The organism is Vibrio sp. SBT000027, from assembly GCF_963894355.1.
In the GTDB taxonomy this organism is placed as follows: domain Bacteria; phylum Pseudomonadota; class Gammaproteobacteria; order Enterobacterales; family Vibrionaceae; genus Vibrio; species Vibrio splendidus.
Genome location: NZ_CAWQGD010000004.1, coordinates 2,733,516 through 2,758,365 on the forward strand (window position 1 = coordinate 2,733,516; position 24,850 = coordinate 2,758,365).

Here is a 24,850-nt window from a genome sequence, read left to right on the forward strand (position 1 = left end):
CTCGAAGGACAATCTAATCTCAACGGAAGATTAAACGGTCTCTTCAGCCATCTCTTGTTCTGTTGCTTTACCAACAAAGAACATGCAGATGATTGCAGCAGCAGTTGGAAGTAACCAACCCATACCAATCTCAAATAGTGGCAGCATCTTAAGTGCAGACACATCTACACCCGCTACTTTAGCGCCATCAATAAGAGCGAACAGTAGAGACACTAATACAACCACACGGTAAGCGGCTTTTGGATTAGGGAAACGGCTACGCAAGAATGTCAGTGCGACCAAAGCGATAGCGACTGGGTACAGTGCAAACAGTACTGGGACAGACAGAGAAATCAGTTGAGAAAGGCCAACGTTCGCTACAGTTGCACAAGCTACACCGTTGATGATTACCCAAGTCTTGTAAGACAAAGGCGTTAGCGAGCTGAAGTAATCAGAACATGCTGAAACAAGGCCAATCGCCGTTGTTAGACACGCCAGTAATACGATCACTGAAAGCACTAGCTGACCTGATGGGCCAAACAGTGATTGAACGTAAAGGCTTAAGATAGCACCGCCATTGTCCGCACCCGCTGCGACTGTTGCGCTTGTTGCGCCCAAGAAGAACAGAGAGATATAAACAAACGCTAGACCAGCCGCGGCAATACAACCTGCGCTGATAAGGTACTTAGTCGTCGCTGCACGATCAGTAATGCCCTTGCTGCGAATCGCATCAACGATCAGCATACCAAACATCAACGAAGCAAACGTATCCATGGTGTTGTAGCCTTCAAGGAAACCTTTGGTCAGTGGCTGAGTAATGTACTCACCGTGAGCCGCAAGAATGTCGCCTTGTGGGTTAACGAACACAGCAACTGCCAGTACAACCAAACCAACAAATAGTGCAGGTGTCAGTACCTTGCCGATTACGTCGATAAGCTTACCTTGCGACCATGAGAAGAACATCGCTACCACAAAAAATGCAATCGAAAAAAGAGTGAGGTGAGCTTGAGAGGCATCGATGAAGAACGGTTTCACCGCCATCTCATAAGCAACAAGGCCGGTACGTGGCGCAGCGAATGCAGGACCGATGATGATAAAGATCAGCACAGCCATGATAGTTGCAGCTCGCTTTGGAAGATCTTTCGTTAGATGACCCCAAGAGCCACCAGCCACTGCAACTGCGACGATAGTGATTAACGGCAGACCAACGGCGGTCAGCAGGAAACCAGACATCGCTGGAAGAAAGTGGTCACCAGCTAATTGGCCAGCAAGAGGTGGGAAGATGATGTTACCCGCACCTAAGAAAAACGCAAAAAGCATAAAGCCCAATGCCATTATATCTGTTAGTTTTAGACTCTGTTTCACAGATAATCCTTAATTATATTTATGAATTTATGTTGTGCTTACGTGAATGTTACAGCTAGAAGCTGCCAATCAATCTATAAAATAGTCGCGCATAATGACGAAACACTTGGCTAGCTGCAAGTCACCACAAAAAAACACCATATAAATTTGCATTTTAGAACCAAAAGCAGTGGATTCCACTGGATATGGAAATATTGCCATAATTATAAGCTAACCATAATTAACAACAATGAATTCTCAAATAGAACATTGAGCCATACAATTAATTAACATTAGAGCTAATCACTTAAAATATATCGATATCCAGAACATTCATGAAAGACAAAAAAACCGAAACCAAAAGCTTCAATTTCAAAAAATTCTCGATTTACGGAGGACAAAGCGGCATGCCCGTCAGTACCGATGGCGTGTTACTTGGCGCGTGGGTAAGCCTGCCACAAAGATCATGTGTACTCGATATTGGAACAGGAACAGGTCTGTTAGCCTTGATGGCTGCGCAGCGTTTTGAGGATGCTTCAATCTCTGCGATAGATATTGATCAGCACGCCATTGATGCTGCCACAGTCAATATTGAGCAGTCGCCTTGGCAAGATCGCATCTCCCTTCATCATGGCAGCGTGTTAACCACGGATTTCTCGCAACGATTTGATGCAATAATTTGTAATCCGCCCTACTTCAACTCTGGAGAGCAGGCACAGCAAAGCCAAAGAGCCACCGCGAGACACACCAATAGCTTGGATCACCTTGAGCTTGCTCAGCGTTGTTTCGAGATAACGACTGATGTCGCCACCGCCAGTTTTATACTGCCGACGACCGAGGGAGAAGGCTTCATCAAGCTTGCCCAACAATGTGGTTGGTACCTAGCAAAGCGCCTTGATGTGAAAACAACAGACAGAAAGCCGGCAATTCGAGTCCTGTTTGAATTGTCTAAAGATCCTGTTTGTGAGCAAGATTTGCAGCGTGAATCGCTTACGATCCATCACGATGGCGGTTATAGCGAGGCATTTATTGCCCTTACTAAAGATTTTTATCTCAAGATGTAGCAAATACCATGTGATCCTAATCACTAATGCTTCTATAATGTCCGACTACTCTTTTTTATCGTCTGCTTTTTGAGGCAGAAACATTTATTGCTTGTGGAGAAACAACAGTGATCAGAACCTTTGCAGAACTCGATCTAAACCAAGAGCTGCTTAAAGCAATTGACGAAATGGGCTACGAACGCCCAACACAGATACAAGCTGAAGCAATCCCGCAAGCGTTAGATGGAAGAGACGTTTTGGCTTCTGCGCCAACAGGTACTGGTAAAACAGCATCATTTGTATTGCCAGCACTGCAATACCTACTGGATTTCCCACGTAAGAAATCTGGCCCTGCACGTATGCTTATCCTAACGCCAACGCGTGAACTAGCAATGCAGATCACCGAACAAGCACGTGAGCTTGCTAAATACACCAGCCTGAACATCTTTACGATCACGGGCGGTGTGATGTACCAAGAGCACGCTGACATCTTAAGTACAACCCAAGATATCGTGGTGGCAACACCCGGTCGTCTGATGGAATACATTGAGGGTGAGCGTTTCGATTGTCGTGCGATTGAATGGCTGGTTCTCGATGAAGCAGACCGTATGCTAGACATGGGCTTTGGCCCTGTTGTTGACCGTCTGTCTGCAGAGTGTCGCTGGCGTAAACAAACTTTACTTTTCTCAGCAACACTAGAAGGTAAAGGCATTGAAGGTTTCACTGAAGATCTACTGAAAAACCCAGCAGAGATCGATGCTAAATCATCACTGCGTGAACGTAAGAAGATCACTCAATGGTATCACCGCGCCGATTCAGCTAAGCACAAGCTTAATATCCTAAAACATATCATCACAGAGCAAGCTGAACGCAGCATCATCTTCTTGAAGACGCGTGATCGCCTAGGTGAGCTACGAGCTCAACTAGAAAGTGCACAGATTCCATGTGTGTGGATTCAAGGTGAAATGCCTCAAGATCGTCGTAACAACGCGATTTCTCGTTTCCGCGATGGTTCTATCAACGTACTGCTAGCAACTGACGTCGCAGCTCGTGGTATCGATCTTCCTGATGTGAGCCACGTTATTAACTACGACATGCCGCGTACAGCAGATGTCTACCTTCACCGTATCGGCCGTACGGCTCGTGCAGGTAAGAAAGGTAACGCGGTTTCTATCATTGAAGCGCACGATCAGCTAATGATTGAACGTGTGGCTCGTTACACTGAAGATGCGATCAAAGAACGCTTCATCGAAGGCATGCGCCCAACGCATAAGAAAGCCGCGGTAACGAAGAAGAAGAAACCGAAGAAAGAAGACAAGAAAGCGGTAGCGAAGCAAAAAATTGCTAAGAAAAAGAAAATCGCAAAGAAAAAGAAAGCCGTTAAGAACAAGTAATCTAACCGCCTTTCAATGATTCAACAAAAAGCCCCATGCAGTTATCTGCATGGGGCTTTTCTTTGTCTGGTTTATTATTGTCTGGCTTGTTATCAGGCTAAATAACTAGGCCTCTAATTTTAATTACCGACTCAAACCGAGAGTAACTAATTAACCAATAGTAACTAATTAACCAAGAGCTACTAGTTTTGCTCTTCACGCTTGAAGACGAGCTCTTTCGCGTTCGACTCTTCTTCAACGAAGTAGTAACCCGCCGTATCAAATTTGGTCAGCGCTTCAACGGAATCGATTTTGTTCTCAATGATGTAGCGAGCCATCATGCCACGCGCTTTCTTGGCGTAAAAACTGATCACCTTGTACTGACCATTCTTACAGTCTTTAAAAACTGGCGTGATGATTTGACCATCGAGGCTCTTCGGCTTCACCGCTTTAAAGTATTCGTTCGATGCTAGGTTGATCAACACATTGTCGCCTTGAGCATTCAATGCTTCATTCAGCTTATCAGTGATGATATTGCCCCAGAACTGGTACAAGTTAGTGCCACGCTCATTAGCTAAGCGTGTGCCCATCTCTAGGCGGTAAGGCTGCATCAGATCTAACGGCTTAAGCAAGCCATATAACCCAGAAAGCATACGCAGGTGATTCTGTGCGTAGTCAAAATCATCGTCCGACAGTGTTTCAGCATCTAGGCCAGTGTACACATCGCCCTTAAAGGCTAGGATTGCTTGGCGTGCATTGTCTTGGGTAAAGGTCTCACTCCACTGCTCAAAGCGCGCTACGTTCAGCCCAGCAATCTTATCGCTTACTTTCATCAGAGCTGAAACATCAGCAGGTGTCAGCTTACGACACACTTCAATAAGCTCTGCAGAGTGTTCAACAAACTCTGGCTGGCTGAAGCGCTCAGTCGCTAATGGTGATTCGTAATCTAATGTCTTGGCTGGAGAAACGACAACTAACATAACTTTACCCTAATCGGTTATCTAACTGGATGCAGCTAGAGTATAGAAAAAACATCAACTTGTCTTTATGACTCTTCCTATTACTTTGATAGACAGATCTAGCTATAAGTCGCTTACAAAGAAAAGGTCGCTTGCAAAGAAAAATCGTTTACAAAGAAAAGGTCGCAGACAAAGCAAAAATCACTCACCAAGAAAAACTGCAGACAGATAGAAATTGTAAACAGATAGAAATCGCAGGCAAAGAAAAAGGCTAAGGTCGAAACCTTAGCCTTTCTAATGATTTTAGGATGAGTGATGAATCACTCCAACAAGATTACTTCTTCTTGTTGTTAACCCAAATACCATCTTCCAATTGAGCCTTAAGCTCAGGGAAATCATCCGCATCAAACGTGGGTACTTTACCCGCGTCTAATTGACGGTTGTAGTCTTTCGCTAGCTTAATCACGATGCCCGATAGCAAGATGATCGCTACCAAGTTCACAATCGCCATTAGACCCATCGATACGTCAGCCAATGCCCATACCGTTGGCAGTGTCGCGAGAGAGCCGAACATAACCATACCCAATACAACGATACGGAACAGCACTAGGCCTTTCTTGTTGTTGTGCTCAAGGAAGATAAGGTTCGTTTCAGCGTACGAGTAGTTTGCAATGATTGAAGTGAAAGCGAAGAAGAAAATCGCTACCGCGACAAAGATGCCACCCCATTCGCCTACTTGTGCCGTTAGTGCACGTTGCGTTAGTTCGATCCCCGTTACTTCACCGTGCGGTACATACTCACCAGACATCAGGATGATTGCTACTGTTGCAGAACAGATAACAATTGTGTCCATGAACACGCCTAGCATTTGCACATAACCTTGTGATGCTGGGTGTGGTGGGTAAGGCGTAGCAGAAGCTGCTGCGTTTGGCGCAGAACCCATACCCGCTTCGTTCGAGAACAAACCACGTTTGATGCCGTTAATCATCGCTTGTGCGATCGCGTAACCTAGGCCACCCGCTGCTGCTTCTTGCAGACCGAATGCACTCTTGAAGATAAGAGCCAGAACTTCAGGCACTTTCTCAATGTTCATTAGCATTACGTAGATAGCGATAGCTAAGTAAGCCAGTGCCATGATTGGAACAATGATTTCTGCAGTGCGGGCAATCTTACGGATACCACCGAAGATAACGAATGCAGAGATAATTACGATACCAACACCAACGTAGCCACGCTCAAAGTCGAATGCCGTGTTCATTGCACTTGCAATCGCGTTCGCTTGAACCGCGTTGAATACTAGACCAAATGCGATGATTAGGAAGATAGAGAATAGAACCCCCATCCAACGCATACCTAGGCCTTTCTCCATGTAGTATGCAGGGCCGCCACGGTAGTTACCGTCGTTATCACGCGTTTTGTATAGCTGTGCTAGTGTGCTTTCAGCAAATGATGTTGCCATACCTAGCATGGCGATTAGCCACATCCAGAAGATAGCACCAGGGCCACCGGCGGTTAGTGCCACAGCAACACCTGCCATGTTACCTGTACCTACACGAGCAGCAAGACTAGTACAAAGAGCTTGGAAAGAAGAGATACCAGCACTGTCTGCTTTACGGCTGTTTCTAAGAACAGAGAACATGTGGCCGAAATGGCGGAATTGAATGAAGCCTAGTCGTACAGTGAAGTAGATACCCACACCAACGAGTAAGTAAACTAAGATAGATCCCCAAAGGAGATCGTTCATCAAATTGATTAAGTCTGTCACGTGAACCTCGTAATTGAGTTTAAGCACCGATCTTGCTTCCGAGCCTTCCTCTAGATCACCTATGCCAGTGTCAATAGTTGTGTCGGCATTAGATTTATATTTATTTGTTGCGATCTAGATTGTAAATGTCGCTTCATGCATCCATTTTACGTATCAGTGTATTTTTTGACGGGCGGATAATGCAGCGAGATGGCCTAAAAATCAATATGCAAATACATTTATATTAAAATGACATTTCACTAATAACACACCTTTTGTTAACACAATTTTCAACAATACAGCCCAATAAAAGTCACATTATCGGGACATAATATCAACAACAACCAAGGCACCACCAAAACAAGAACGTCATCCTATAAAGATGACGTCAGCCTAGGTTTTACAAGGTATAGTGAAGATCTGTATTTTTTTCTAGGGCAATGAGAACCCGCTACCGCACGGCGCAATACGCACTTAAATGCAGTGTAGTAAAAATACCATTCCATTCGCACAATGAATTAACATTCCATAACCCCTAATTTAATCGTTTACTTAGGTTTGTTTGCTTGTTTTTTGTACATAAAAATCTCCACAATGTGTGAGCATGCATAAGAAAACAGAACAAAACCTTCATAGATTTGAAACAAATGAGAAACAAATCAAGGTTATTGTGAACCTAAATATGATATTTAATGGTTCGTAAGAACGATTCCCACGGAAGGAGATATGGCTTATGGATAGCTTTCAATTCGATGAACTATCAGAACTAGAAATGCCTCGTGCAACTCAAAAAACTCGCTCTAAACCACTCAAGCGTAAATGGCGAGAAATCGAGGCAATCAACGATCGTAGACAGCTTGAGAAAGAGCTCAGAGAGATGAATCTCGGTCTCGATTTTAGCCTTGATGATATAAAGCTTTAATCTGCACGACAAGAAATCAGATAGCAAAAGGCACCTATGTAGGTGCCTTTTTTATTGTATGAAACCACTCTTCGATTTAGAGCACAATTTGAAAGCGAGCGTCTTAATAGAGAGCGCCTAATAATAGCAGCGTTTCAATACGACAACGGGCTACACGCACTCTTGCTCATTCTGTCGAACACGAGCCGCAAGTTGGCGGTACTGATCGGCAATTGTATCTCCAAAGACAGGGTCGTCTTCCGGTTGAAGCCATTGAGACTCTACTTCTTGCCAATCTTTGACCGTGAATGCCTTCACAATCATCGGTAACACATGCTTCTCTTCATATTCCATGTGCTTTCGTTGAGCTTTAACAAAGGCTTCAAGCTGCTCAATAAAGACTTGCTGAGGAACAACCGCATCTTGGAGGATCATATCGACCACACCTAAAAAGTCCGCTGTTTTCTCAGAAAGCAATTGATGTTCCAGCTCCAAGTCTTCAATCATTTGATCGCTGCCATATTGCTTGAGGTAGTAACGATAAATAACGTCTTCTTTAGGGTGATGCACCTTATCTGAATGGTTCATGAGATAATGAACCACCTCTGCGATCAAGCTATAGTTTATTTCTCGCTCTTGTTTTAGATGCTCTAACTTATTGTTGAGTATCGCGAGCAAACGAGCCATATAGCCATGCTCTCGTCTTATCCTTTCAATCATCATAGTATTGCACTCCATTACACCTACTATTTATAAGTGTATACGAAGATGCTCATTTATGATTTGACCCTGCTCAGAAAACCACCAAGCTACAGCTCTGTTGATAATCGCCAATCTATAGGTTGTTGATCCATAGAAGAAAGCAGCTTATTGGTTGTTGAAAAATGCTGACAACCAAAGAAGCCACGATGGGCGGATAATGGCGATGGATGAGGTGCAGTCAACACATGGTGTTTGTCTGCATCAATGGCTTGGCCTTTCTTTTGGGCATGCGCGCCCCAGAGTAAGAAGATGATCGGCTCAGAGCGCTGATTTAGCTCAGCAATGATGGCATCGGTAAAGGTTTCCCAACCACACTTAGCATGTGAGTGTGCTTTTGCCTCTTCTACTGTCAGTACCGTATTCAACATTAATACCCCTTGAGATGCCCAAGTGTCGAGGTAACCATGACTCGGGATCTCAAAGCCGTCTATATCTTGTGCGAGTTCTTTGTACATATTACGTAGAGACGGTGGAATTTTAACGCCAGGTAGCACAGAGAATGCTAAACCGTGAGCTTGCTTAGCGCCGTGATAAGGGTCTTGCCCAAGGATAACCACGCGTACAGACTCAAAAGGCGTCATATCGAAAGCACTGAACACTTGCTCTTGAGGAGGGTAGATGGTTTTTCCACTATTACGTTGCTGTTCGACAAAAGCGAGAACACTCTGAAAGTACTCTTTGTCACGTTCATCATTAATAATGGATTCCCAACTCTTTGGTGCGCTCATCGTTTTACTTCCCAATCATCAAGGTTTCTAGGGGCTTTCACCAGACAAAAAAATAGCTGTATCGGCTAACTGTCCTAAATAAGGCTCTAGTTATACCTCATACAGCTATCAATAAACATGATGTGTAGGGTTCACTTGTTGATGAATCATAATAATCAGTTCAAGTTGTGTTTATCTCGATTAACCACTTTTTTGCTGTGTACGATGGTGGCCATGGCTATGCACGTGACGGTTTGGTGTCGGTAAACGGCTGGCGACAGCAACAGTTGAAGTTGAAGTTGAAGTTTGGGTGATTGAATACATAAAGGCACCTCCTGTAAGACATCGTGAACTACATATTCACTTTAGTACTATGAAAGAAAGGTGCCAATTTTTAGAAATAGACGGAAATAAATTTCCCCCTCTATTATTACGCTTCTTCGCTCGCCGCCGTTGCTGAGCGATGGAACATTCTAAGTTGTTGAATTTCCTCTTTCCAGATCGTCGAATCAATGGTTTCCAAGATAAGAGGAATACCATTAAAGCGAGAATCCGAGGCAATATACTCAAAACAATCCCAGCCAATCTCGCCTTTTCCTAAAGAATGATGTCGATCGACTCGGCTCGCAAACTCAGCTTTTGAATCATTGATGTGCATTGCTCTTAGATAGTGCATACCCACAATGCGCTCGAACTCAGCAAAAGTCTGCTCACACGCTTCTTTTGTTCGTAAGTCATAACCGGCCGTAAACGTATGGCAAGTATCTAAACACACACCGACACGCGACTTATCTTCTACTTGGTCGATGATCTCTGCTAGGTGCTCAAATCTCCAACCCAGATTAGTCCCCTGCCCTGAGGTATTCTCAATCACTGCAATTACATCAGGCACCGCTTGGTGAGCCAAGTTGATAGACTCAGCGATCTTGGCCAAACATTCGCTTTCTGAGATTTTCTTCAAATGACTCCCAGGATGAAAATTCAAAAGCGTGAGTCCTAGTTGGTTACAACGCTCCATTTCATCAATAAAAGCCGCACGTGATTTCTCTAGCTTCTCTTCTTCTGGTGCTCCTAGGTTAATAAGGTAGGAGTCATGAGGAAGAATATTCTCAGCACTAAAGCCCAACATCTTACAGTTGGCTTTAAACGCACTAATGGTTTTCGCTTCCAGCGGCTTTGCTGCCCACTGTCTTTGGTTTTTGGTAAACAGCGCAAAAGCATTGGCACCGATCTCTCTTGCGCGCATTGGCGCCAGATCAACACCACCAGCAGCAGACACATGAGCACCAATAAACTTAATATTGGTTTGAGGTTTTGAGGATGAATTATTGTTTGTCATTAAATCACTTTACACTTTCAGAATGCTTAATAAATAAAGGGTCGTATCGTTTGTAGTTCAATAAAAACACAACAAATGTAGTAAACTTACAACAAATAAGACTGTTAAATATTTTTTATACTTTAAAATATTTTGTAATTACTTTGTTTTCAAAGGTTTTATTGATTTACCTCAATATAATCACCTTTGTAAAAATATGGTTTTTGGTTGTTTTTTGACTTAAATCAATGTTAACCTTACAGATATTAGGTATATATTACCCAGCTCAACAAAAATCGAAAGTTAACACCATAATCAAACCACATTCAGTGGACTAGGAGATAGTTATGATCCAAGGTATTCAAATTACTAAAGCAGCAAACGATGACCTATTAAACTCAATCTGGCTACTAGACAACGAAAAGAATGAAGCTCGTTGTGTTGTTGCTACTGCAGGTTTCGAAGCTGACCAAGTTATCTCAGCTGCAGACCTAGGCGACTACGAAAGCCGTGAAGTTGCAATCGAAGCAGCACCACGCATCGAAGGCGGTCAACACCTAAACGTTAACGTTCTTAAGCGTGAAACGTTAGAAGATGCAGTTGCTAACCCAGAGAACTACCCACAGCTAACTATCCGTGTATCGGGTTACGCTGTACGTTTCAACTCTCTAACAACTGAACAGCAACGTGACGTTATCGCACGTACGTTCACTGAGTCTCTATAATTTTTAGAGCTTGAATTAGAATACAAAAACGGCGCTCATTGAGCGCCGTTTTTATTTGTTCAACAATACAGATGTACGTTACGGTTGAACTCGACGAAGCACTACTTTTAGCGCTTCAAAATCATTATCAAGATCTTCAGATAACAACTCCATCGCCGCGTGTTTTGCTAGCGGGCCTGGCAGCTCAATATCCGTACCTAAAATATCATCAACCACTTCTTTGAATTTCGCTGGGTGTGCAGTACACAAGAACAGACCAGTTTCGTTCTCTTGCAGTTGCTCTTCCAGTAGACGGTAAGCAATCGCACCATGTGGTTCACATAGGTAACCCTGTGCTTTTAGGTCACGTACTGACTCAGCACTCTGCTCATCAGATACCTTACCTTTGCCTAGTGTATCTAAGCCCCAACCTTTCAGTTGGCAAAGCTCTTCGATACGAGGCCAGTTGTTTGGTTGGCTCACGTCCATCGCGTTCGATGTTGTTGCTACCGTTGGCTTTGGATCCCATTGTCCTGTTTCTAGGTAACGAGGAACCGTGTCATTTTCATTGGTTGCTGCGATGAAACGCTTCACAGGTAGACCTAGCGCTTTAGCCAATAGACCAGCCGTTAGGTTACCAAAGTTACCACTTGGTACAGAAATAACTAGGTCTTCACGTTGCTCTTTAGTCAGCTGAGAAGCCGCCTCAAAGTAGTAACAGATCTGAGCCATTAAACGGCTGATGTTGATAGAGTTTGCCGAGTTAAGACCGATCTCTTTACGCAGCTCAGCATCGTCAAATGCATCTTTCACTAGCGCCTGACACGCATCAAAGTCGCCATCGATCGCCACAGTATGGATGTTCTTACCTAGCGTACAAAACAGCTTCTCTTGCAGTGGGCTGATCTTGCCTTTCGGGTAAAGGATCACAACATTAATGTCTTCCATACCGTAGAAAGCGTGCGCAACCGCCGCACCAGTATCACCTGATGTTGCCGTTAAAATAGTGATTTGACCACCATCTGAAACAGCCGCTAAAGATTGAGCCATAAAGCGGCCACCAAAATCTTTAAACGCGAGTGTTGGGCCGTGGAAAAGCTCAAGCGCGTAAACACCGTCTTTTACTTGCTTGATAGGTGCAGGGAACTGGAACGCCGCATCCACCAATTGAGCAACCTGTTCTTTTGGTAGCTCATCGCCTATTAAAGCCGAGAGAATCTTTGAACTACGAGGGACAAAGTCCTCTGCTAGCAGCGCATCGATGTCATCAAACTTTGGCAGTTCAGATGGGAAAAATAGACCTTGATTGCGGCCTAGACCTTGACGAACGGCTTGGCCAAAAGAGACTTGCTCGTCATTTTCTTTGATGTTGTACAGCTTCATAACTCACTTCCTGTAACGATCGAACCTTGCTTATCTAAGCGACAAACGTGGACGAATCCTTCTTCGTTTTGTACGTAATTTTGTTCTAACCAGCGTGCAACACGCTCGGCGACATCTTGTTCTTTGCAAATGCTAAATAGAGTTGGGCCACTACCGGAGATCCCAGTAGCAAGCGCTCCAGCTGAGGTTGCGTATTTACGCGCATCAGCAAACCCTGGAAGCAGTTTCTCACGATATGGTTCAGCAATCACGTCTTTGATCATCTTAGCGGCTAGCTCCGGCTGACCAGAGTGGCAAGCATGGATGAAACCCGCTAAATGGCGACCATGAGCAATCACATCCTGGCGACGATATTGAGAAGGTAGAATCTCGCGAGCTTCTGCCGTTGAAACCTTAATGCCCGGATACGCCATTACCCAGTACCAGTCATCAAAACATGGTACTTCTTGACTAATGACACCTAGCTCTTCCAGCATTAATTGCACACCACCAAGGTAACAGGGTGCAACGTTATCGTAGTGGATACCGCCTGAAATCTTACCTTCCATTTCGCCCATCAGAGCAAGCAGTTCAGTTTCATTCAGTGGCTGACCATGAAAACGGTTTAAAGCATCCAGTGCCGCGACAATTGAACAGGCACTTGAACCTAAACCAGAACCAATAGGCATGTTCTTTTCTAGTGTCATTTCCAAAGGCTTAACCGCAACGCCTTTTTTATCAAGCTCTCGAGAGAACACAACCCAGCAGTCGTAGACAATATTTTCTTTGGTTTCAGTTGGCAGCTTAGAAACAAAACTGCCTGCTGTTTTTAGTGAGAATGATTCATCACCTGCTTTAACCATAACTCGGTCACCGAGCAGCGTGCCATCCACTGGAGACACAGCTGCCCCCAGCACATCAAACCCTACACTGACATTGCCGATTGATGCAGGCGCATAAACAACAACATCCATATCACTTGAACTCATTCCTAAACTCCTAATTTCCAACCAAGAGTACGCATCACATCAGAGAATACGCCTGCTGCTGTAACTTCAGTACCCGCACCGTAACCACGCAATACTAGAGGGATCGGTTGGTAGTAACGGCTGTAGAATGCTAATGCGTTCTCGCCATCTTTAATCTTGAACATTGGGTCGTCGCCATCAACAGCTGCGATACGAACTTTACACTTACCATCGGCGATTTCACCAACATAACGAAGTACTTTGCCTTCTTTTGCTGCGATCGCTGACTGTTCTTGGAAGTAAGCATCCGCTTCTGGCAAGCGAGCCATAAACTCTTCAACCGTGCCTGAATCATCAAAACCCGGTGGCAATGCTTGGTCAACTTCAACATCTTCAAGCTCAAGTGCCATACCCGCTTCACGAGCAAGAATAAGCAGCTTACGCGCAACGTCCATACCAGACAGATCATCACGAGGATCCGGTTCAGTAAAGCCGTTATCTTTTGCAATATTGGTTGCTTGGCTCAGTGTCATACCTTCATCAAGCTTACCGAAGATGTACGACAGTGAACCAGAAAGAATGCCGTTGAACTTCTCAAGCTCATCACCCGCAGAAATTAAGTTCTGTAGGTTTTCGATGACCGGTAGACCTGCGCCTACTGTTGTCTCGTACATCAACTTACGACGTGAGTTACGTGCAACTTCACGAAGTTGATGGTAGTAAGCCATGCTCGCTGTATTTGCTTTCTTATTTGGTGTTACCACGTGGAAACCAGCCGCTAGGAAATCAGCGTATTGCGCCGCAATGCCTTCGCTAGACGTACAGTCAACCAATACTGGATTGATAATGTGGTTACGTTGAACAAGTGCATTTAAGCGCGCTAAGCTAAACTCTTCTGTCGCGCTCGACATGCGATCACGCCACTGCTCTAGCGGTAGACCATCGCTATCTAGCAATAAGCCTTTGCTGTTTGCTAAACCACATACGCGAATCACGATGCCTTTTTCAGCCAGTTTGCCTTGTTGACGTTGGATCTGGTCAACAAGCTCACCACCAACACCACCAACACCAACAACGAATACGTCAAGGAAGTGCTTAGAGTTAAATAGGTTCTCGTGACACGCTTTGATCGCTTCAGAGATTTTGTCTTCAGGGATAACCGCAGAGATCGCGCGTTCAGAAGAACCTTGCGCGATAGCAACGATGTTGACGTTCACTTCAGCTAAAGAAGAGAAGAATTGAGACGCCACGCCACGTGAAGTGCGCATACCGTCACCCACCAGCGTAACAATCGCGACATCGTCCATGAACTCAACAGGCTCTAACAGGCCATCTTTCAGCTCAAGTTCAAACGCATCTGATAGCACTTGCTTCGCTTTCACTTTATCAGCCGATTCAATACAGAAGCTGATGCTGTACTCAGAAGAGGATTGAGTAATAAGGACGATAGAAACGCCTGCAGAAGACATCGCGCCGAATACACGACTCGCCATGCCTACCATGCCCTTCATACCTGGGCCTGATACGTTAACCATCGTTAGGTCACTTAGCGTAGTGATGCCTTTGATTGCTAGGTTATCTTCGCCAGTGTCTTGGCCGATCAAAGTACCTGCACCCTGTGGGTTGAAGCTGTTTTTGATTAGGCAAGGAATATGGAATTGCGCGATAGGAGCGATAGTCTTCGGATGTAGAACCGAAGCGCCGAAGTAAGAAAGCTCCATCGCTTCTTGATAGCTTAGCGATTTAAGAAGACGAGCATCATCCACTAAACGCGGGTCACAGTTGTAAACACCATCGACATCTGTCCAGATCTCACAACAATCAGCGCGTAGACATGCCGCTAGAACCGCTGCTGAGTAATCAGAGCCATTGCGACCAAGCGTTACTAACTCACCTTTTTCATTACCAGCCGTAAAGCCCGGCATGATGTTCACGTGACCTTGTGGAAGCGGTGATTGACGGAAGTTCTGAGTTGAAACATCCACATCGACCATCGCTTCAAGGTGGTCACCTTTAGCGTATAGGTATTGAACTGGGTCAATCAGGCTTGCTGGCTGGCCTTTCGCTTCAAGTACCGCTTTCATCAACTGGATTGAAATTCGCTCACCTTTACTGATGATGCGAGCATTTACGTGATTTGGGCACATACCCAGTAGGTTAATACCATTCACGAACTGCTTAAGTTGAGCAAGAGAGGTATCGACCTGCTCTTGAAATGCAGCGCCATCGACTGACGGCAATACAGCTTGAATCTCTGCAAACAATGCAGCGAATGATGATTCGATCTCGGTGATCTGTACGTCTGCTTCACCATTTTTTAGTGCTGCTTCAATAACAGCAACCAGCTTATTGGTTGTTTTTCCTGGAGCCGATAGTACAACGGCTAGCTCTTCTTGCTGGGCATTATTAGCGATGATATCTGCTGCTCGTAAAAAACGATCTGCATCAGCTAATGATGAACCTCCAAACTTTAAAACGCGCATCCCTTTCTCCATAAGTCATAAAAATGGTACAAAAAAAGGCCTGTATCTTGTTGGATACAGGCCTTTTTTTTTAAAATCCGTTACTTAGCAGCCTGCCCCAACAATGTGAATGTCGGTAATAATAATGGTGGTGGTCATTACTAGGTGGCTTACGTGCTGCATATCAAATTCTCTGCTTGTGCTTTACTCTACGTGTATCAATTTTTACTACTACACGTCAATGAAAAGTTGCGTTTTTTTTACATTCACACCATTTTTCAGAGCAAACCGCCATTTCAGGGATAAAACGGCGGCTATAAGCCTACAATTCAAAGGTTGGGTTTGATATCAGAACAACAAAGTTAACCCATTGCATATATAGCCATAACAAAATGCTATATCGATTGTGCAGCGAACGTACAGATCTTGTGCTTTAATTGAACGATAACGTTCGAAGAACAATAATAATGACATCAGGAGTGGGAAGTGAAGAGATTACTTATTCTTTTAGCCTTTGCTATACCTGTTGTTTGTTCAGCGAACAGCCTACCTCTGTTAAACAATTTGCCTTTGCTACCCAGTCAAATCGATCGTTCTGCCCATAAGTTTTTTATCTCCACACAAAATGCATCAAGTGAAAGCTTTGACACTTGGAAAGTCGATAGTGGCTATTCTTACAGTCTGTTTGCCGATGTAGATCTTTATGTCGGTACACGTATTAATAGTGATTCACTAAAATATGAGAGTGGATTCTTGAGTGGTGTCAGCTATCAATTCTCAGAGAGAGTCTCTTTCAACAGTTCTCTGCACACTTATAAAGATGAAACCGAGGACAGTGAAAAGTCGGTCGCCGCTGAGGTTTCAAGCCGAGTACAACTGACCGACAATCTAGATTTGCATGCCACCCTTGATTATGAAGAGTGGCAGCAAGGTGTTGAAGTGGGATTAGGATTTCGTTTCTAATCTATCTCACTTCTTGATTGTTAAGCCCGTTAAGATTCAATCAACAATTCCGTTGAAATTAACACACCATTCCAATCAGCATATATATAGTCACCAGGCTGAATCAGTTGATTGTGTACCGTGAGCGTGACATTAACTTGCCCAACACCGTGCTTCTCGGTTTTAAATGGTGATGCCCCAAGCGCTTGAATACCAAGATCCATCTGCGCCATCATCGCTACATCACGAACCGCACCATTCACAATGACGCCTTCCCAACCGTTTTCTATAGCTAGAATCGCCAATTGATCACCAAGCAGTGCTTTCTGACACGAACCATTACCGTCTACGACGAGCACTTTGCCACTGCCGTCAGTCTCTAAAACCTCGCGAACCTTGGAATTATCGTGATAACAACGAACTGTTACAATTTTTCCCCAGAACGCGCCACGTTGACCGAAGTTCTGCAATGGCATGTTCAGTTGGGTGACTTTGCTTTCAAACTCGTCACACAAATCAGGTGTTATATCGTGCATATATCCTCCGTGAGTAAGGCGTTGCCGTCTAATGCGGGTGTGCCTCTATGCTTTTATATGTTGTTAGAATTAATCCTTTGTTTTCATTGTTCTATGCTCAATTTATTATTGAATTAGAGTTGATTGCGCATATTTATCTACTAGACTCTAAGGACAGCTTTCAGCTTCCTTGGTTCAAAATCTGGTCTTTAGCAAGCGAGATGTGAGAACTATCTCGAATAATCATTCTAGTTTTGCTGCTAAATAATCACCATAACATTGGTTAAGTTGTAGCCATACTATTAAAGTTTGTTGCGATACGGCAATTGATGTAAATCAACAAAGTGAATGGAATTAACATTCTCGCGTTGTTAGCATGCTGTTAACATTATAGAATCCACTGCAATCACTAACAGAATGATTGAAAGGCGTACTGGATCTACGTTATTGGGCAATACTTCAAGGAAGGCAGATAGCTGGAAGTAAGTGTTTTTTTGAAAACTTTAAGTTATCATCAAAAATACATTACCTGTATGTTATGTTTTTGCCTAGAATTTATTCTATTAGCACAGTTTCGTCACAAATTTAGGTACCGCCAAATGCAAACCCCGCAGATTCTTATCGTTGAAGATGAGCAAGTAACTCGTAACACTCTAAAGAGTATTTTTGAAGCAGAGGGATATGCTGTTTTTGAGGCTAGCGACGGTGAAGAGATGCACCAAGTGCTATCTGACAACCAAGTTAACCTTGTAATTATGGACATCAACCTTCCTGGTAAGAATGGCCTACTACTTGCGCGTGAACTACGTGAGCAAGCAAATGTAGCGCTTATGTTCTTAACGGGTCGTGATAATGAAGTTGATAAGATCCTTGGCCTAGAGATCGGCGCTGATGACTACATCACTAAGCCTTTCAACCCTCGTGAACTGACTATCCGTGCACGCAACCTTCTTAACCGTTCAATGAGCACAAGCTCTGTTCAAGAAGAAAAGCGTAGCGTTGAGAAGTACGAGTTCAATGGTTGGGTACTAGACATCAACAGTCGCTCTCTGGTTAGCCCAGATGGCGAAGGCTACAAGCTACCTCGTTCAGAGTTCCGTGCTCTACTTCACTTCTGTGAGAACCCAGGTAAGATCCAAACACGTGCAGACCTTCTTAAGAAGATGACTGGCCGTGAGCTTAAGCCACACGATCGTACTGTAGACGTAACAATCCGTCGTATTCGTAAACACTTTGAGTCTGTTTCTGGTACGCCAGAAATCATCGCAACGATTCACGGTGAAGGCTACCGCTTTTGTGGTGACCTAGAAGACTAATTCGATTCGCGCTTCGGGCCGTTTAGTTCTTGTCGTCGGTTAGCTGTTCTAAACCGATAGCACTTCTAAACCGTTAGTACTTATAAACTGATAGTACTTATAAACCAATAGTACTTCTAACAGTCGAAGTGTAATCAATAGTGATTAAAAAGGGAGAATGCCAACGCATTCTCCCTTTTTTATTGTTCATTGATCGCTAAGGTTTTAGTAAACCGTATCAACCTTAACGTCTTTCTCAACCAGCCACTTCACGGTTTCGCCGTCTTTGAGTTCAATCGCAACATCAACAGGCTTGTCACTATCGATCTCTAACTGCCATACAAACGCGACTTCCCACTGAGTTTCACTGTGTGTTCTTAAATCAAGATCGTCAGCTGTTACCAACAAGGTATCCGCACCCTGTTTAACCGTCACACTCTCAACCGCAAGCGTTGCTGGTAGTTGTGAGTCAGACTCTAGGTAGATAGAACCGTGCAGAGTCTTATCTTGAGCCTCTCCAATCGTAGGCATCTTGTTGTGCCACAGGTTGCTTTTCATTGTGACTGTCGCTGCAGATACTTCTACTTGGTTATCTTGCTGCCATTCTACTTGTGGTGCAGAACAACCCGCTAATGCCACGACACATGCGGCGAATGCTAATTTTTTCATTATTCTTCTACCTTTGATTTAACCAACTCTTTAAGACTTCAATGTCATTCTGGTATTCGTTATTTATTTCATCAACCCAATCTGAAATGTTCTCCCACCACGCAGGCATATCTGGAGATTGAGCTTTCTGAGCAACTTGCTGTATGCGCTTCAGGCCAATTGAACCTGCCGCACCTTTAATCTTATGCGCTTCAGAAACGATGCTGTCTTGATCTTTCGCCACCATGTTGGAATTCAATATTTCCATATATTCCGGCATCATGTCTTCAAACATCACGATGCTGTCCAAAACCGGTTTCGACCCGACAATGTCAACATAAGACTCTAGCATATCAATATCAAGCAAAGTGGTATCAATCGTTGAAAGAGCAGGCTTACTCGCTGTTACTTTTTCAGCACCTGTTACTTTCTCAATACCGGTTACTTTTTCAACATCCTTTGCAGTATCAATACCCTTGGCTGTATCAATACCCTTAACTTTCTCAATAGCCTCTGGCGCATCCTCGATAAGATCGCTGATGACATCCTGGATTGCACGAACCGACAGTGGTTTACTGATCGCTTCGTCCATGCCTTTCTGGAAGTACTCTTGCTTGTTGTTTAATACGTTCGCGGTTAATGCCACCAAAGGCGGCAGCTTGCTGTATTTCTCGCGGTAGTATTGAGCAATATCGAAGCCCGTCATATCTGGTAACTGGATATCCAGTAATACCAAGTCATAATCTTTCGGGTTGAAAACGATTTGCGCCTCTTTACCCGTCATTACGACTGTCACTTCATGACCAAGGCTTTCAAGTAGAGAGCGAGCTACTGTGATATTAAGCTCAATATCTTCGACCATGAAGATCTTAAGATTGGACTGCTTTCTTGGCGTTTTGATCAGAGCCTGAGTATCGTGATTAACAGGCACTCGAATCGAAACCGTAAAGGTACTACCAAAGCCCTCTTCACTGGTGACTTCAATGTGGCCATCCATCATATTGATCAACTGTTGAGACACGGCAAGACCAATACCAGTACCGACAGCGTGTAGATTATCTGTTCCCGACTTCACCTGGTAGTACATCGCGAAGATCTTCTCGATTTCACTTTCAGGAATACCAATCCCGGTGTCTTCTACTTCCATGGTGATGTTGGCAAAGTCGCCATCAATTTCAGCGCTGACTGTCATCACCACACCACCATCTTTGGTGAACTTCATGGCATTACTAACAAGGTTCCACAACACCTGTCTAAGACGAGTACCATCCACTTCGACCGCAGCAGGAAGATCCGATAACCTTTCAAGATCAAACCTTAACCCTTTTTGCTCTGCCATTAACGCAGAAATACTCTCGATTTCGACAACGAAATCTTCAAAGTTGAGCGGAGTTGGGAATAACTCAAGTTTACGACGATCAAATTTGTCCATATCGATAATATCGTTAAAGATATTACCCAATGTCACCGCGCTCACCTTGATGGTTTGCATCTGCTTGCGCTGCTCGGTCGTCAGTTGGCTATCCAACAACATACGACTCAAGCCGATGATGCCATTGAGCGGCGTTCTTAACTCGTGGCTAATGGTTGAGATAAAGGTGGTCTTATCACGACTGGCTTTCTCCAGTGACTCTTGGTGCTCTTTACGCTCAGTAATATCACGGCCAAAACCGACCAAGCCCAAGTGACGACCTTCTTTACTGTAGAAAGGCACCTTACGCAGTTCGAAGTAGCTCTTACGGCCATCAGGGTATTCCAACCATTGGTCATAAGTCAGTGCTTGGTTGTCAGCAAATACCTTCTTATCGGTTTCAACAACTTGTTGAGCGATCTCTTTGCTATAAACATCCCAAGGCGTTAAGCCAACGAGATCTTTTTCTGTCTTGCCAGTAAGCTCTTCAACTGCACGGTTACAACCAGAGAACACACCATCTTCATTGCGATAGTAAATAAGATCAGGAGAGGCATCGATAAACGAGCGTAACAGTGCCGTACGCTCTGCGAGTTCAAGCTGAGTTCGCTCACGCTGGAACACCTCATTTTCGAGATCGTGCATTGCTTCTGCGCGTGCTTCTTCCGCTTTTTCACGCTCTTCAATTTCTTGATTAAGCTTCTCGATATTGAGTTGCAGTTTATTGTTGAGCTCTTGATCTCGCTCTCGCATGTCACCAAGCTTAGAGACCAATTTCGCCAACCTTTGACGAGACTCTTCCAGCTGGTCTACGACCACTGATAGGAAATAAACCGCCCAAGGCGTGATCACTAAACCGAAGAAAACCGAACGGACAATGTCGATATCATCAACATTACCTTTGAGTGCGAGGGTAATACCCACTTGCACAACAACTGCGAGGGCTACAAGCGCTAAGGCGAGTAAGATAGAAAAGCGGACAATCCCCAGTTTTACGAGTAGATCCACGTAATACTGAGCGAGATTTTTCATGGGTTTCATTTAACGCTCCATGCGATAAGACTAGCAATATTCTACCCTGTTTAAAGAGAGGAGGTAAGCTAGCTACATCACACGCAGCAAGAGAGCTACAGTTATATTGTTTAAAACAGATAAGTGGGATAAATAGAGGGGCAGCAAGAGATAAATGTGCTTATCGAATTGAGGAAGGATGCACCATCGAACGGTTTCGACCGTCGGATTTAGCTTGATACAACGCACTGTCAGCCAAGGCAACCGCCGAATCCATTTCATCATCAGGTGTCGGAATGTAAGAGATAATACCAATACTCACCGTGATGAATTCAGAGACATTCGATTTCTCATGCGCCAGTTCCAATTTAAGGATCCCATCATGGATACGCTGTGCCACCAGCTGAGCACCCTCAGCCGTGGTATTCGGTAGAATAAAGCCGAACTCTTCACCACCGTAACGAGCCACACAATCCGATGAACGGTTCAGCACCTGCTTAAATGCCTGAGAGACTTGGATCAGAGCATCATCACCTTGTTGATGTCCGTAAAAATCGTTGTAACCTTTAAAGAAATCGATGTCACACAGCATAATCGTCAGTGGTAATTTCTCACGCACATGATAATGCCACAGCGTCGAAAGCTGTTCATCAAAACGACGGCGGTTGGAAACCTGAGTCAGGCTGTCCATAAAGCTAAGACGCTCAAGCTCAAGGTTGGCTTCTTCAAGTTTCTGCTCCGCAAGGTAACGTTCTGTAATATCACGCGCCATGATCAACACACCATTAGTGCTTGATGCCAGATCCCTAAACGGTGATTTCACCACATCATACCAAGTGTATTCGCCATCACTAGAGACAACCTTATCGATATAGCGTAATGACTTACCTTGATGAAGCACTTGGTGATCGGTGTCTGAAATACGCATATACATACTATTAGGCACCACATCTTGCAGGCGCTTACCGACCAAATCACTCACTTCAGAGATACCCAGCGCAGCCACAAATGGCTTATTACATGCTTGGTAAACCATATTTTCGTTGAAGATACCAATCGAGTCAGGGCTCGCTTCCAAGATGTTTTGGAGGATGGTGTCACGTTGGGCAAGCGCGACTTCAGTATCTTTTCGCTTTTCCATTTCGCCGCGCAGCTTTTGCTGCATGTCGTGCCAATCGGTCACATCATGGCTAATTGAGAGCGTACCTATGGTTGATCCATCTTGCGAGAGCAAGACACTTTGGTAAGTTTCAAGCAAACAACCCTTACCGTCTTGATCCGTTGTCCACGAACGTTCACTGACTCGACCTTTTAAAGCCCCACCAGAAACACTCAAAGTGCCCTCTTCAGAGCGTCCATGCCAAAACTTTTTAAACGAGCGATTACTCGTCACCAACTCACCCTTTTGATCTTTTACATAGATCAGCTCAGATAAAGAATCCAAAGCGGTGCGCGCGACATTAAGCTCACGAACTTCTTGGGACACCTCTTCATCTGTATTTTTATACGGTGATGCGTGAATCATCCACGCTTTCTTACTTCTAAAACGGATCCTGCGACCAACCAAATTGATCTTAAAGGACTCAAATTCAGACAGCGCCCACAGGGAGACCTGCTCAAATGATCGAGAGTTGATGTGATTGGTTAAGTAATGACGAAAGCTATTCTCGCTTTCAACGGTAGGGAATCGAAAGTTAACGCCAATTTGGCGAATACCAAGCAGCTGCATAGCTTGGCGATTGGCATATAAGATCTCTCCACTTCGAACATCAACAAAGTAGAGTGGCGATGGAGTAGCGAGTAGAAGTTTTTCAAGATGCGACTGATAACGTGAATAAAGATGCCAGCAGATGAGAGCAATCAGCAATACAACAACGATATAAATACCGTAGCCATACGCCCTGTCCCACAACCAAGTCATTACCAGTTCCATTTACTCTCAATCTATACCATAAAATCTGTGAGGGAAATGTTACCACTATTTGTTGGTTTTATCTGCTGTTACCGACAGTCACCATTTTCTATCAATTGACCGCGTTTAAAACGGGCAGTGTGTACTCGAATGCAGAGCCAGTTTTGATGCCTTGTGCGCCAGTTCTATCAAGCGAACGGCCAATCTCAGTCATCGCCAACCAACGGTTCTCACACCACAAAGGAGAGAGTAACGTTGGGCGTCTCGCCGCAGAAGATACTCGGTGATAAACCACGTTTGCTGGAGTACGTTGAATCACCTCAGTCGCGATATCAATGTACTCCTCAAGGCTTGGTGCTTCTAGCTTTCCGGCCTTCCACGCCTTAGCCATGGTACTGCCCTCTACTATATGGAGCCCGTGCAGCTTAATACCGTCGGTGCCAACGGCTAATACCTTATCTAAAGTTTCAAGGTTATCCGCTTTGGTTTCTTTGGGCAGGCCAACAATAAGGTGAGTACATATCTTGATCCCCAAAGCACGAGCACGCCGAGTGATCATTTCATACACCGCGAAATCGTGGCCACGGTTAATTCGCTTGAGGGTTTTATCATTGGCCGTTTGTAGCCCGAGCTCTAGCCAAATCTCATAGCCTTGTTTCACGTAACCCGACAGCAGTTCCAATACAGAATCAGGCACGCAATCGGGTCTTGTACCAACGCAAAGGCCAACAATATTGGCACCCGGAGCTTTAAGGGCTTCTTCGTACATGTTCTTGAGCACCTGCACTTCAGCATAAGTGCTGGTGTATGCCTGAAAGTAAGCAAGATACTTCTTAGCACGGGCAATCTCACCCGCACGGTCTTTTAATTGATCGGCAATACTTTGAATCTGAGTTTGTTCGTCGGAAAAAGACGCCACATTGCAAAAAGTGCAACCACCGCGACCGATTGTGCCGTCTCGATTTGGGCAGCTAAAACCACCATGAAGTGTCAGCTTGTGAACCTTTTCGCCATAACGACGTTGAAGGTCTTGGCCGATAGTATTAACCAACTCGTGTAATTGCATATTTTCAAAGTGCTCAAGTAAATAAAAATGAATCTCAGTCTTTTTCTGAAAAAAAATTACATCCCTGCAAAATTCGACCAATTAGTTTACGCAAGGCTTTTTGCGAGCAACCTATCAAATATCAATAAACATGCAAAAAATCGGCTCTATTTGCCTAATGTTGCACATTTGTTAGACATTAAATTCAAAATAAAACGAAAAAAATGGTCTACATGGACCAACTTTCATTGCAATTCGCCTAGACAAAATTGTAGGATACTTACACATATTGGCTATTTTTGAGTATTTACTTACATCTAAAACTTGCCAATAAGTCGGTGATACCCATATCCCACCTATATAAACCACTAGTTTGTGGCTAAAAATAAACGGATATCACTAAGGATTGTTTTTCTCGCAATACTTTTCCTGCGAGATACGGAAA

The 24,850-nt window shown here is 44.2% G+C and carries 23 protein-coding genes and 1 other annotated feature; of the genes, 8 read left to right on the top strand and 15 right to left on the bottom strand.

The genetic code is table 11. The annotated features are described in order from the left end of the window. Positions 1–30: 30 nt before the first annotated feature. Positions 31–1,344 (bottom strand): branched-chain amino acid transport system II carrier protein, encoded by a 1,314-nt coding sequence (brnQ, locus tag AACU28_RS22060; RefSeq protein ID WP_017077715.1) that lies wholly within the window; start codon positions 1,342–1,344, stop codon positions 31–33. 314 nt (positions 1,345–1,658) lie between these two features. On the opposite strand from brnQ, the gene AACU28_RS22065 reads away from it, so the two are divergent. Both AACU28_RS22065 and srmB read left to right on the top strand, forming a co-directional pair. After that, positions 1,659–2,387 (top strand): tRNA1(Val) (adenine(37)-N6)-methyltransferase, encoded by a 729-nt coding sequence (locus AACU28_RS22065; protein WP_108091685.1) that lies wholly within the window; start codon positions 1,659–1,661, stop codon positions 2,385–2,387. 107 nt (positions 2,388–2,494) lie between these two features. Beyond that, positions 2,495–3,760, top strand: a complete 1,266-nt coding sequence (srmB, locus tag AACU28_RS22070; RefSeq protein ID WP_004735005.1) for an ATP-dependent RNA helicase SrmB — start codon at positions 2,495–2,497, stop codon at positions 3,758–3,760. A gap of 182 nt (positions 3,761–3,942) precedes the next feature. Here srmB and yaaA read toward each other — a convergent pair whose 3' ends face one another. Continuing rightward, entirely contained in the window at positions 3,943–4,719 is a 777-nt protein-coding gene (gene yaaA, locus AACU28_RS22075) for a peroxide stress protein YaaA (RefSeq protein WP_017080261.1), read from the bottom strand. 131 nt (positions 4,720–4,850) lie between these two features. Here yaaA and AACU28_RS22080 point away from each other — a divergent pair, with 131 nt between their 5' ends. Next, positions 4,851–4,973 (top strand): hypothetical protein, encoded by a 123-nt coding sequence (locus AACU28_RS22080; protein WP_259462844.1) that lies wholly within the window; start codon positions 4,851–4,853, stop codon positions 4,971–4,973. Between the two features lie 59 nt (positions 4,974–5,032). On the opposite strand, the gene AACU28_RS22085 is transcribed toward AACU28_RS22080, so the two are convergent. Next, on the bottom strand, positions 5,033–6,463 hold the full coding sequence (locus AACU28_RS22085; RefSeq protein ID WP_017084788.1) for an alanine/glycine:cation symporter family protein: 1,431 nt from the start codon (positions 6,461–6,463) through the stop codon (positions 5,033–5,035). Between the two features lie 712 nt (positions 6,464–7,175). Here AACU28_RS22085 and AACU28_RS22090 point away from each other — a divergent pair. Then, positions 7,176–7,364, top strand: a complete 189-nt coding sequence (locus tag AACU28_RS22090; RefSeq protein WP_004735002.1) for a DUF3545 family protein — start codon at positions 7,176–7,178, stop codon at positions 7,362–7,364. Between the two features lie 150 nt (positions 7,365–7,514). On the opposite strand, the gene AACU28_RS22095 is transcribed toward AACU28_RS22090, so the two are convergent. From AACU28_RS22095 to nfo, 4 genes are all read right to left on the bottom strand, one after another. Then, positions 7,515–8,066, bottom strand: coding sequence for a hemerythrin domain-containing protein (locus AACU28_RS22095; protein WP_102456525.1), 552 nt, complete (start codon positions 8,064–8,066; stop codon positions 7,515–7,517). Positions 8,067–8,152: 86 nt separating this feature from the next. After that, on the bottom strand, positions 8,153–8,833 hold the full coding sequence (gene ung / locus AACU28_RS22100) for a uracil-DNA glycosylase (RefSeq protein WP_102456526.1): 681 nt from the start codon (positions 8,831–8,833) through the stop codon (positions 8,153–8,155). Between the two features lie 180 nt (positions 8,834–9,013). Further along, positions 9,014–9,136: a hypothetical protein gene (locus AACU28_RS22105; protein WP_258183053.1), complete on the bottom strand. Its 123-nt coding sequence runs from the start codon at positions 9,134–9,136 to the stop codon at positions 9,014–9,016. 106 nt (positions 9,137–9,242) lie between these two features. Continuing rightward, a complete protein-coding gene (nfo, locus tag AACU28_RS22110) occupies positions 9,243–10,151 on the bottom strand; it encodes a deoxyribonuclease IV (RefSeq protein ID WP_102456527.1) in 909 nt (302 codons plus the stop codon). A 326-nt stretch (positions 10,152–10,477) separates the two neighbouring features. On the opposite strand from nfo, the gene grcA reads away from it, so the two are divergent. Continuing rightward, positions 10,478–10,855: an autonomous glycyl radical cofactor GrcA gene (grcA, locus tag AACU28_RS22115; protein ID WP_004734998.1), complete on the top strand. Its 378-nt coding sequence runs from the start codon at positions 10,478–10,480 to the stop codon at positions 10,853–10,855. A gap of 78 nt (positions 10,856–10,933) precedes the next feature. Here the strand turns inward: grcA and thrC are convergent, their stop codons facing one another. The 3 genes from thrC to thrA are packed head-to-tail and all read right to left on the bottom strand — an operon-like array spanning position 10,934 to position 15,647. Further along, positions 10,934–12,217 (bottom strand): threonine synthase, encoded by a 1,284-nt coding sequence (thrC, locus tag AACU28_RS22120; RefSeq protein WP_017077709.1) that lies wholly within the window; start codon positions 12,215–12,217, stop codon positions 10,934–10,936. Next, positions 12,214–13,170, bottom strand: coding sequence for a homoserine kinase (gene thrB, locus AACU28_RS22125; RefSeq protein ID WP_102456532.1), 957 nt, complete (start codon positions 13,168–13,170; stop codon positions 12,214–12,216). The genes thrC and thrB overlap by 4 nt, the downstream gene beginning before the upstream one ends. A 17-nt stretch (positions 13,171–13,187) precedes the next feature. Next, on the bottom strand, positions 13,188–15,647 hold the full coding sequence (gene thrA, locus AACU28_RS22130; protein WP_121603597.1) for a bifunctional aspartate kinase/homoserine dehydrogenase I: 2,460 nt from the start codon (positions 15,645–15,647) through the stop codon (positions 13,188–13,190). Positions 15,648–15,676: 29 nt separating this feature from the next. Beyond that, positions 15,677–15,796: a sequence feature (Thr leader region), on the bottom strand. Between the two features lie 316 nt (positions 15,797–16,112). Here thrA and AACU28_RS22135 point away from each other — a divergent pair. Further along, positions 16,113–16,589 (top strand): DUF7840 domain-containing protein, encoded by a 477-nt coding sequence (locus AACU28_RS22135; RefSeq protein ID WP_121603598.1) that lies wholly within the window; start codon positions 16,113–16,115, stop codon positions 16,587–16,589. Between the two features lie 29 nt (positions 16,590–16,618). Here AACU28_RS22135 and AACU28_RS22140 read toward each other — a convergent pair whose 3' ends face one another. Then, complete coding sequence (locus AACU28_RS22140; RefSeq protein ID WP_004734993.1) at positions 16,619–17,104, bottom strand: putative 4-hydroxy-4-methyl-2-oxoglutarate aldolase; 486 nt, start codon at positions 17,102–17,104, stop codon at positions 16,619–16,621. 47 nt (positions 17,105–17,151) lie between these two features. On the opposite strand from AACU28_RS22140, the gene AACU28_RS22145 reads away from it, so the two are divergent. Continuing rightward, positions 17,152–17,310 carry a ribonuclease activity regulator protein RraA gene (locus AACU28_RS22145; protein WP_108086383.1) on the top strand — a complete coding sequence of 53 codons (159 nt, stop codon included), beginning with the start codon at positions 17,152–17,154 and terminating at the stop codon, positions 17,308–17,310. Positions 17,311–17,682: 372 nt separating this feature from the next. Then, complete coding sequence (gene arcA, locus AACU28_RS22150) at positions 17,683–18,399, top strand: two-component system response regulator ArcA (protein WP_004741534.1); 717 nt, start codon at positions 17,683–17,685, stop codon at positions 18,397–18,399. Positions 18,400–18,603: 204 nt separating this feature from the next. Here the strand turns inward: arcA and AACU28_RS22155 are convergent, their stop codons facing one another. From AACU28_RS22155 to AACU28_RS22170, 4 genes are all read right to left on the bottom strand, one after another. Next, positions 18,604–19,047, bottom strand: coding sequence for a hypothetical protein (locus tag AACU28_RS22155; RefSeq protein ID WP_102539743.1), 444 nt, complete (start codon positions 19,045–19,047; stop codon positions 18,604–18,606). A 7-nt stretch (positions 19,048–19,054) separates the two neighbouring features. Then, entirely contained in the window at positions 19,055–21,478 is a 2,424-nt protein-coding gene (gene arcB / locus AACU28_RS22160) for an aerobic respiration two-component sensor histidine kinase ArcB (protein WP_121603599.1), read from the bottom strand. A 151-nt stretch (positions 21,479–21,629) separates the two neighbouring features. Next, on the bottom strand, positions 21,630–23,381 hold the full coding sequence (locus tag AACU28_RS22165; protein ID WP_017077703.1) for a sensor domain-containing diguanylate cyclase: 1,752 nt from the start codon (positions 23,379–23,381) through the stop codon (positions 21,630–21,632). A 91-nt stretch (positions 23,382–23,472) separates the two neighbouring features. Further along, entirely contained in the window at positions 23,473–24,426 is a 954-nt protein-coding gene (locus AACU28_RS22170) for a TIGR01212 family radical SAM protein (protein ID WP_121603600.1), read from the bottom strand. Between the last annotated feature and the right edge of the window lie 424 nt (positions 24,427–24,850).

Coding starts and splice junctions, on each gene's coding strand:
- AACU28_RS22140 (WP_004734993.1), bottom strand. CDS start 17,104: ATGCACGATATAACACCTGATTTGTGTGACGAGTTTGAAAGCAAAGTC.
- AACU28_RS22145 (WP_108086383.1), top strand. CDS start 17,152: ATGCTTTTATATGTTGTTAGAATTAATCCTTTGTTTTCATTGTTCTAT.
- AACU28_RS22170 (WP_121603600.1), bottom strand. CDS start 24,426: ATGCAATTACACGAGTTGGTTAATACTATCGGCCAAGACCTTCAACGT.
- thrB (WP_102456532.1), bottom strand. CDS start 13,170: ATGGATGTTGTTGTTTATGCGCCTGCATCAATCGGCAATGTCAGTGTA.
- AACU28_RS22095 (WP_102456525.1), bottom strand. CDS start 8,066: ATGATGATTGAAAGGATAAGACGAGAGCATGGCTATATGGCTCGTTTG.
- AACU28_RS22090 (WP_004735002.1), top strand. CDS start 7,176: ATGGATAGCTTTCAATTCGATGAACTATCAGAACTAGAAATGCCTCGT.
- thrA (WP_121603597.1), bottom strand. CDS start 15,647: ATGCGCGTTTTAAAGTTTGGAGGTTCATCATTAGCTGATGCAGATCGT.
- AACU28_RS22105 (WP_258183053.1), bottom strand. CDS start 9,136: ATGTATTCAATCACCCAAACTTCAACTTCAACTTCAACTGTTGCTGTC.
- thrC (WP_017077709.1), bottom strand. CDS start 12,217: ATGAAGCTGTACAACATCAAAGAAAATGACGAGCAAGTCTCTTTTGGC.
- arcB (WP_121603599.1), bottom strand. CDS start 21,478: ATGAAACCCATGAAAAATCTCGCTCAGTATTACGTGGATCTACTCGTA.
- yaaA (WP_017080261.1), bottom strand. CDS start 4,719: ATGTTAGTTGTCGTTTCTCCAGCCAAGACATTAGATTACGAATCACCA.
- AACU28_RS22065 (WP_108091685.1), top strand. CDS start 1,659: ATGAAAGACAAAAAAACCGAAACCAAAAGCTTCAATTTCAAAAAATTC.
- AACU28_RS22155 (WP_102539743.1), bottom strand. CDS start 19,047: ATGAAAAAATTAGCATTCGCCGCATGTGTCGTGGCATTAGCGGGTTGT.
- grcA (WP_004734998.1), top strand. CDS start 10,478: ATGATCCAAGGTATTCAAATTACTAAAGCAGCAAACGATGACCTATTA.
- nfo (WP_102456527.1), bottom strand. CDS start 10,151: ATGACAAACAATAATTCATCCTCAAAACCTCAAACCAATATTAAGTTT.
- ung (WP_102456526.1), bottom strand. CDS start 8,833: ATGAGCGCACCAAAGAGTTGGGAATCCATTATTAATGATGAACGTGAC.
- arcA (WP_004741534.1), top strand. CDS start 17,683: ATGCAAACCCCGCAGATTCTTATCGTTGAAGATGAGCAAGTAACTCGT.
- AACU28_RS22165 (WP_017077703.1), bottom strand. CDS start 23,381: ATGGAACTGGTAATGACTTGGTTGTGGGACAGGGCGTATGGCTACGGT.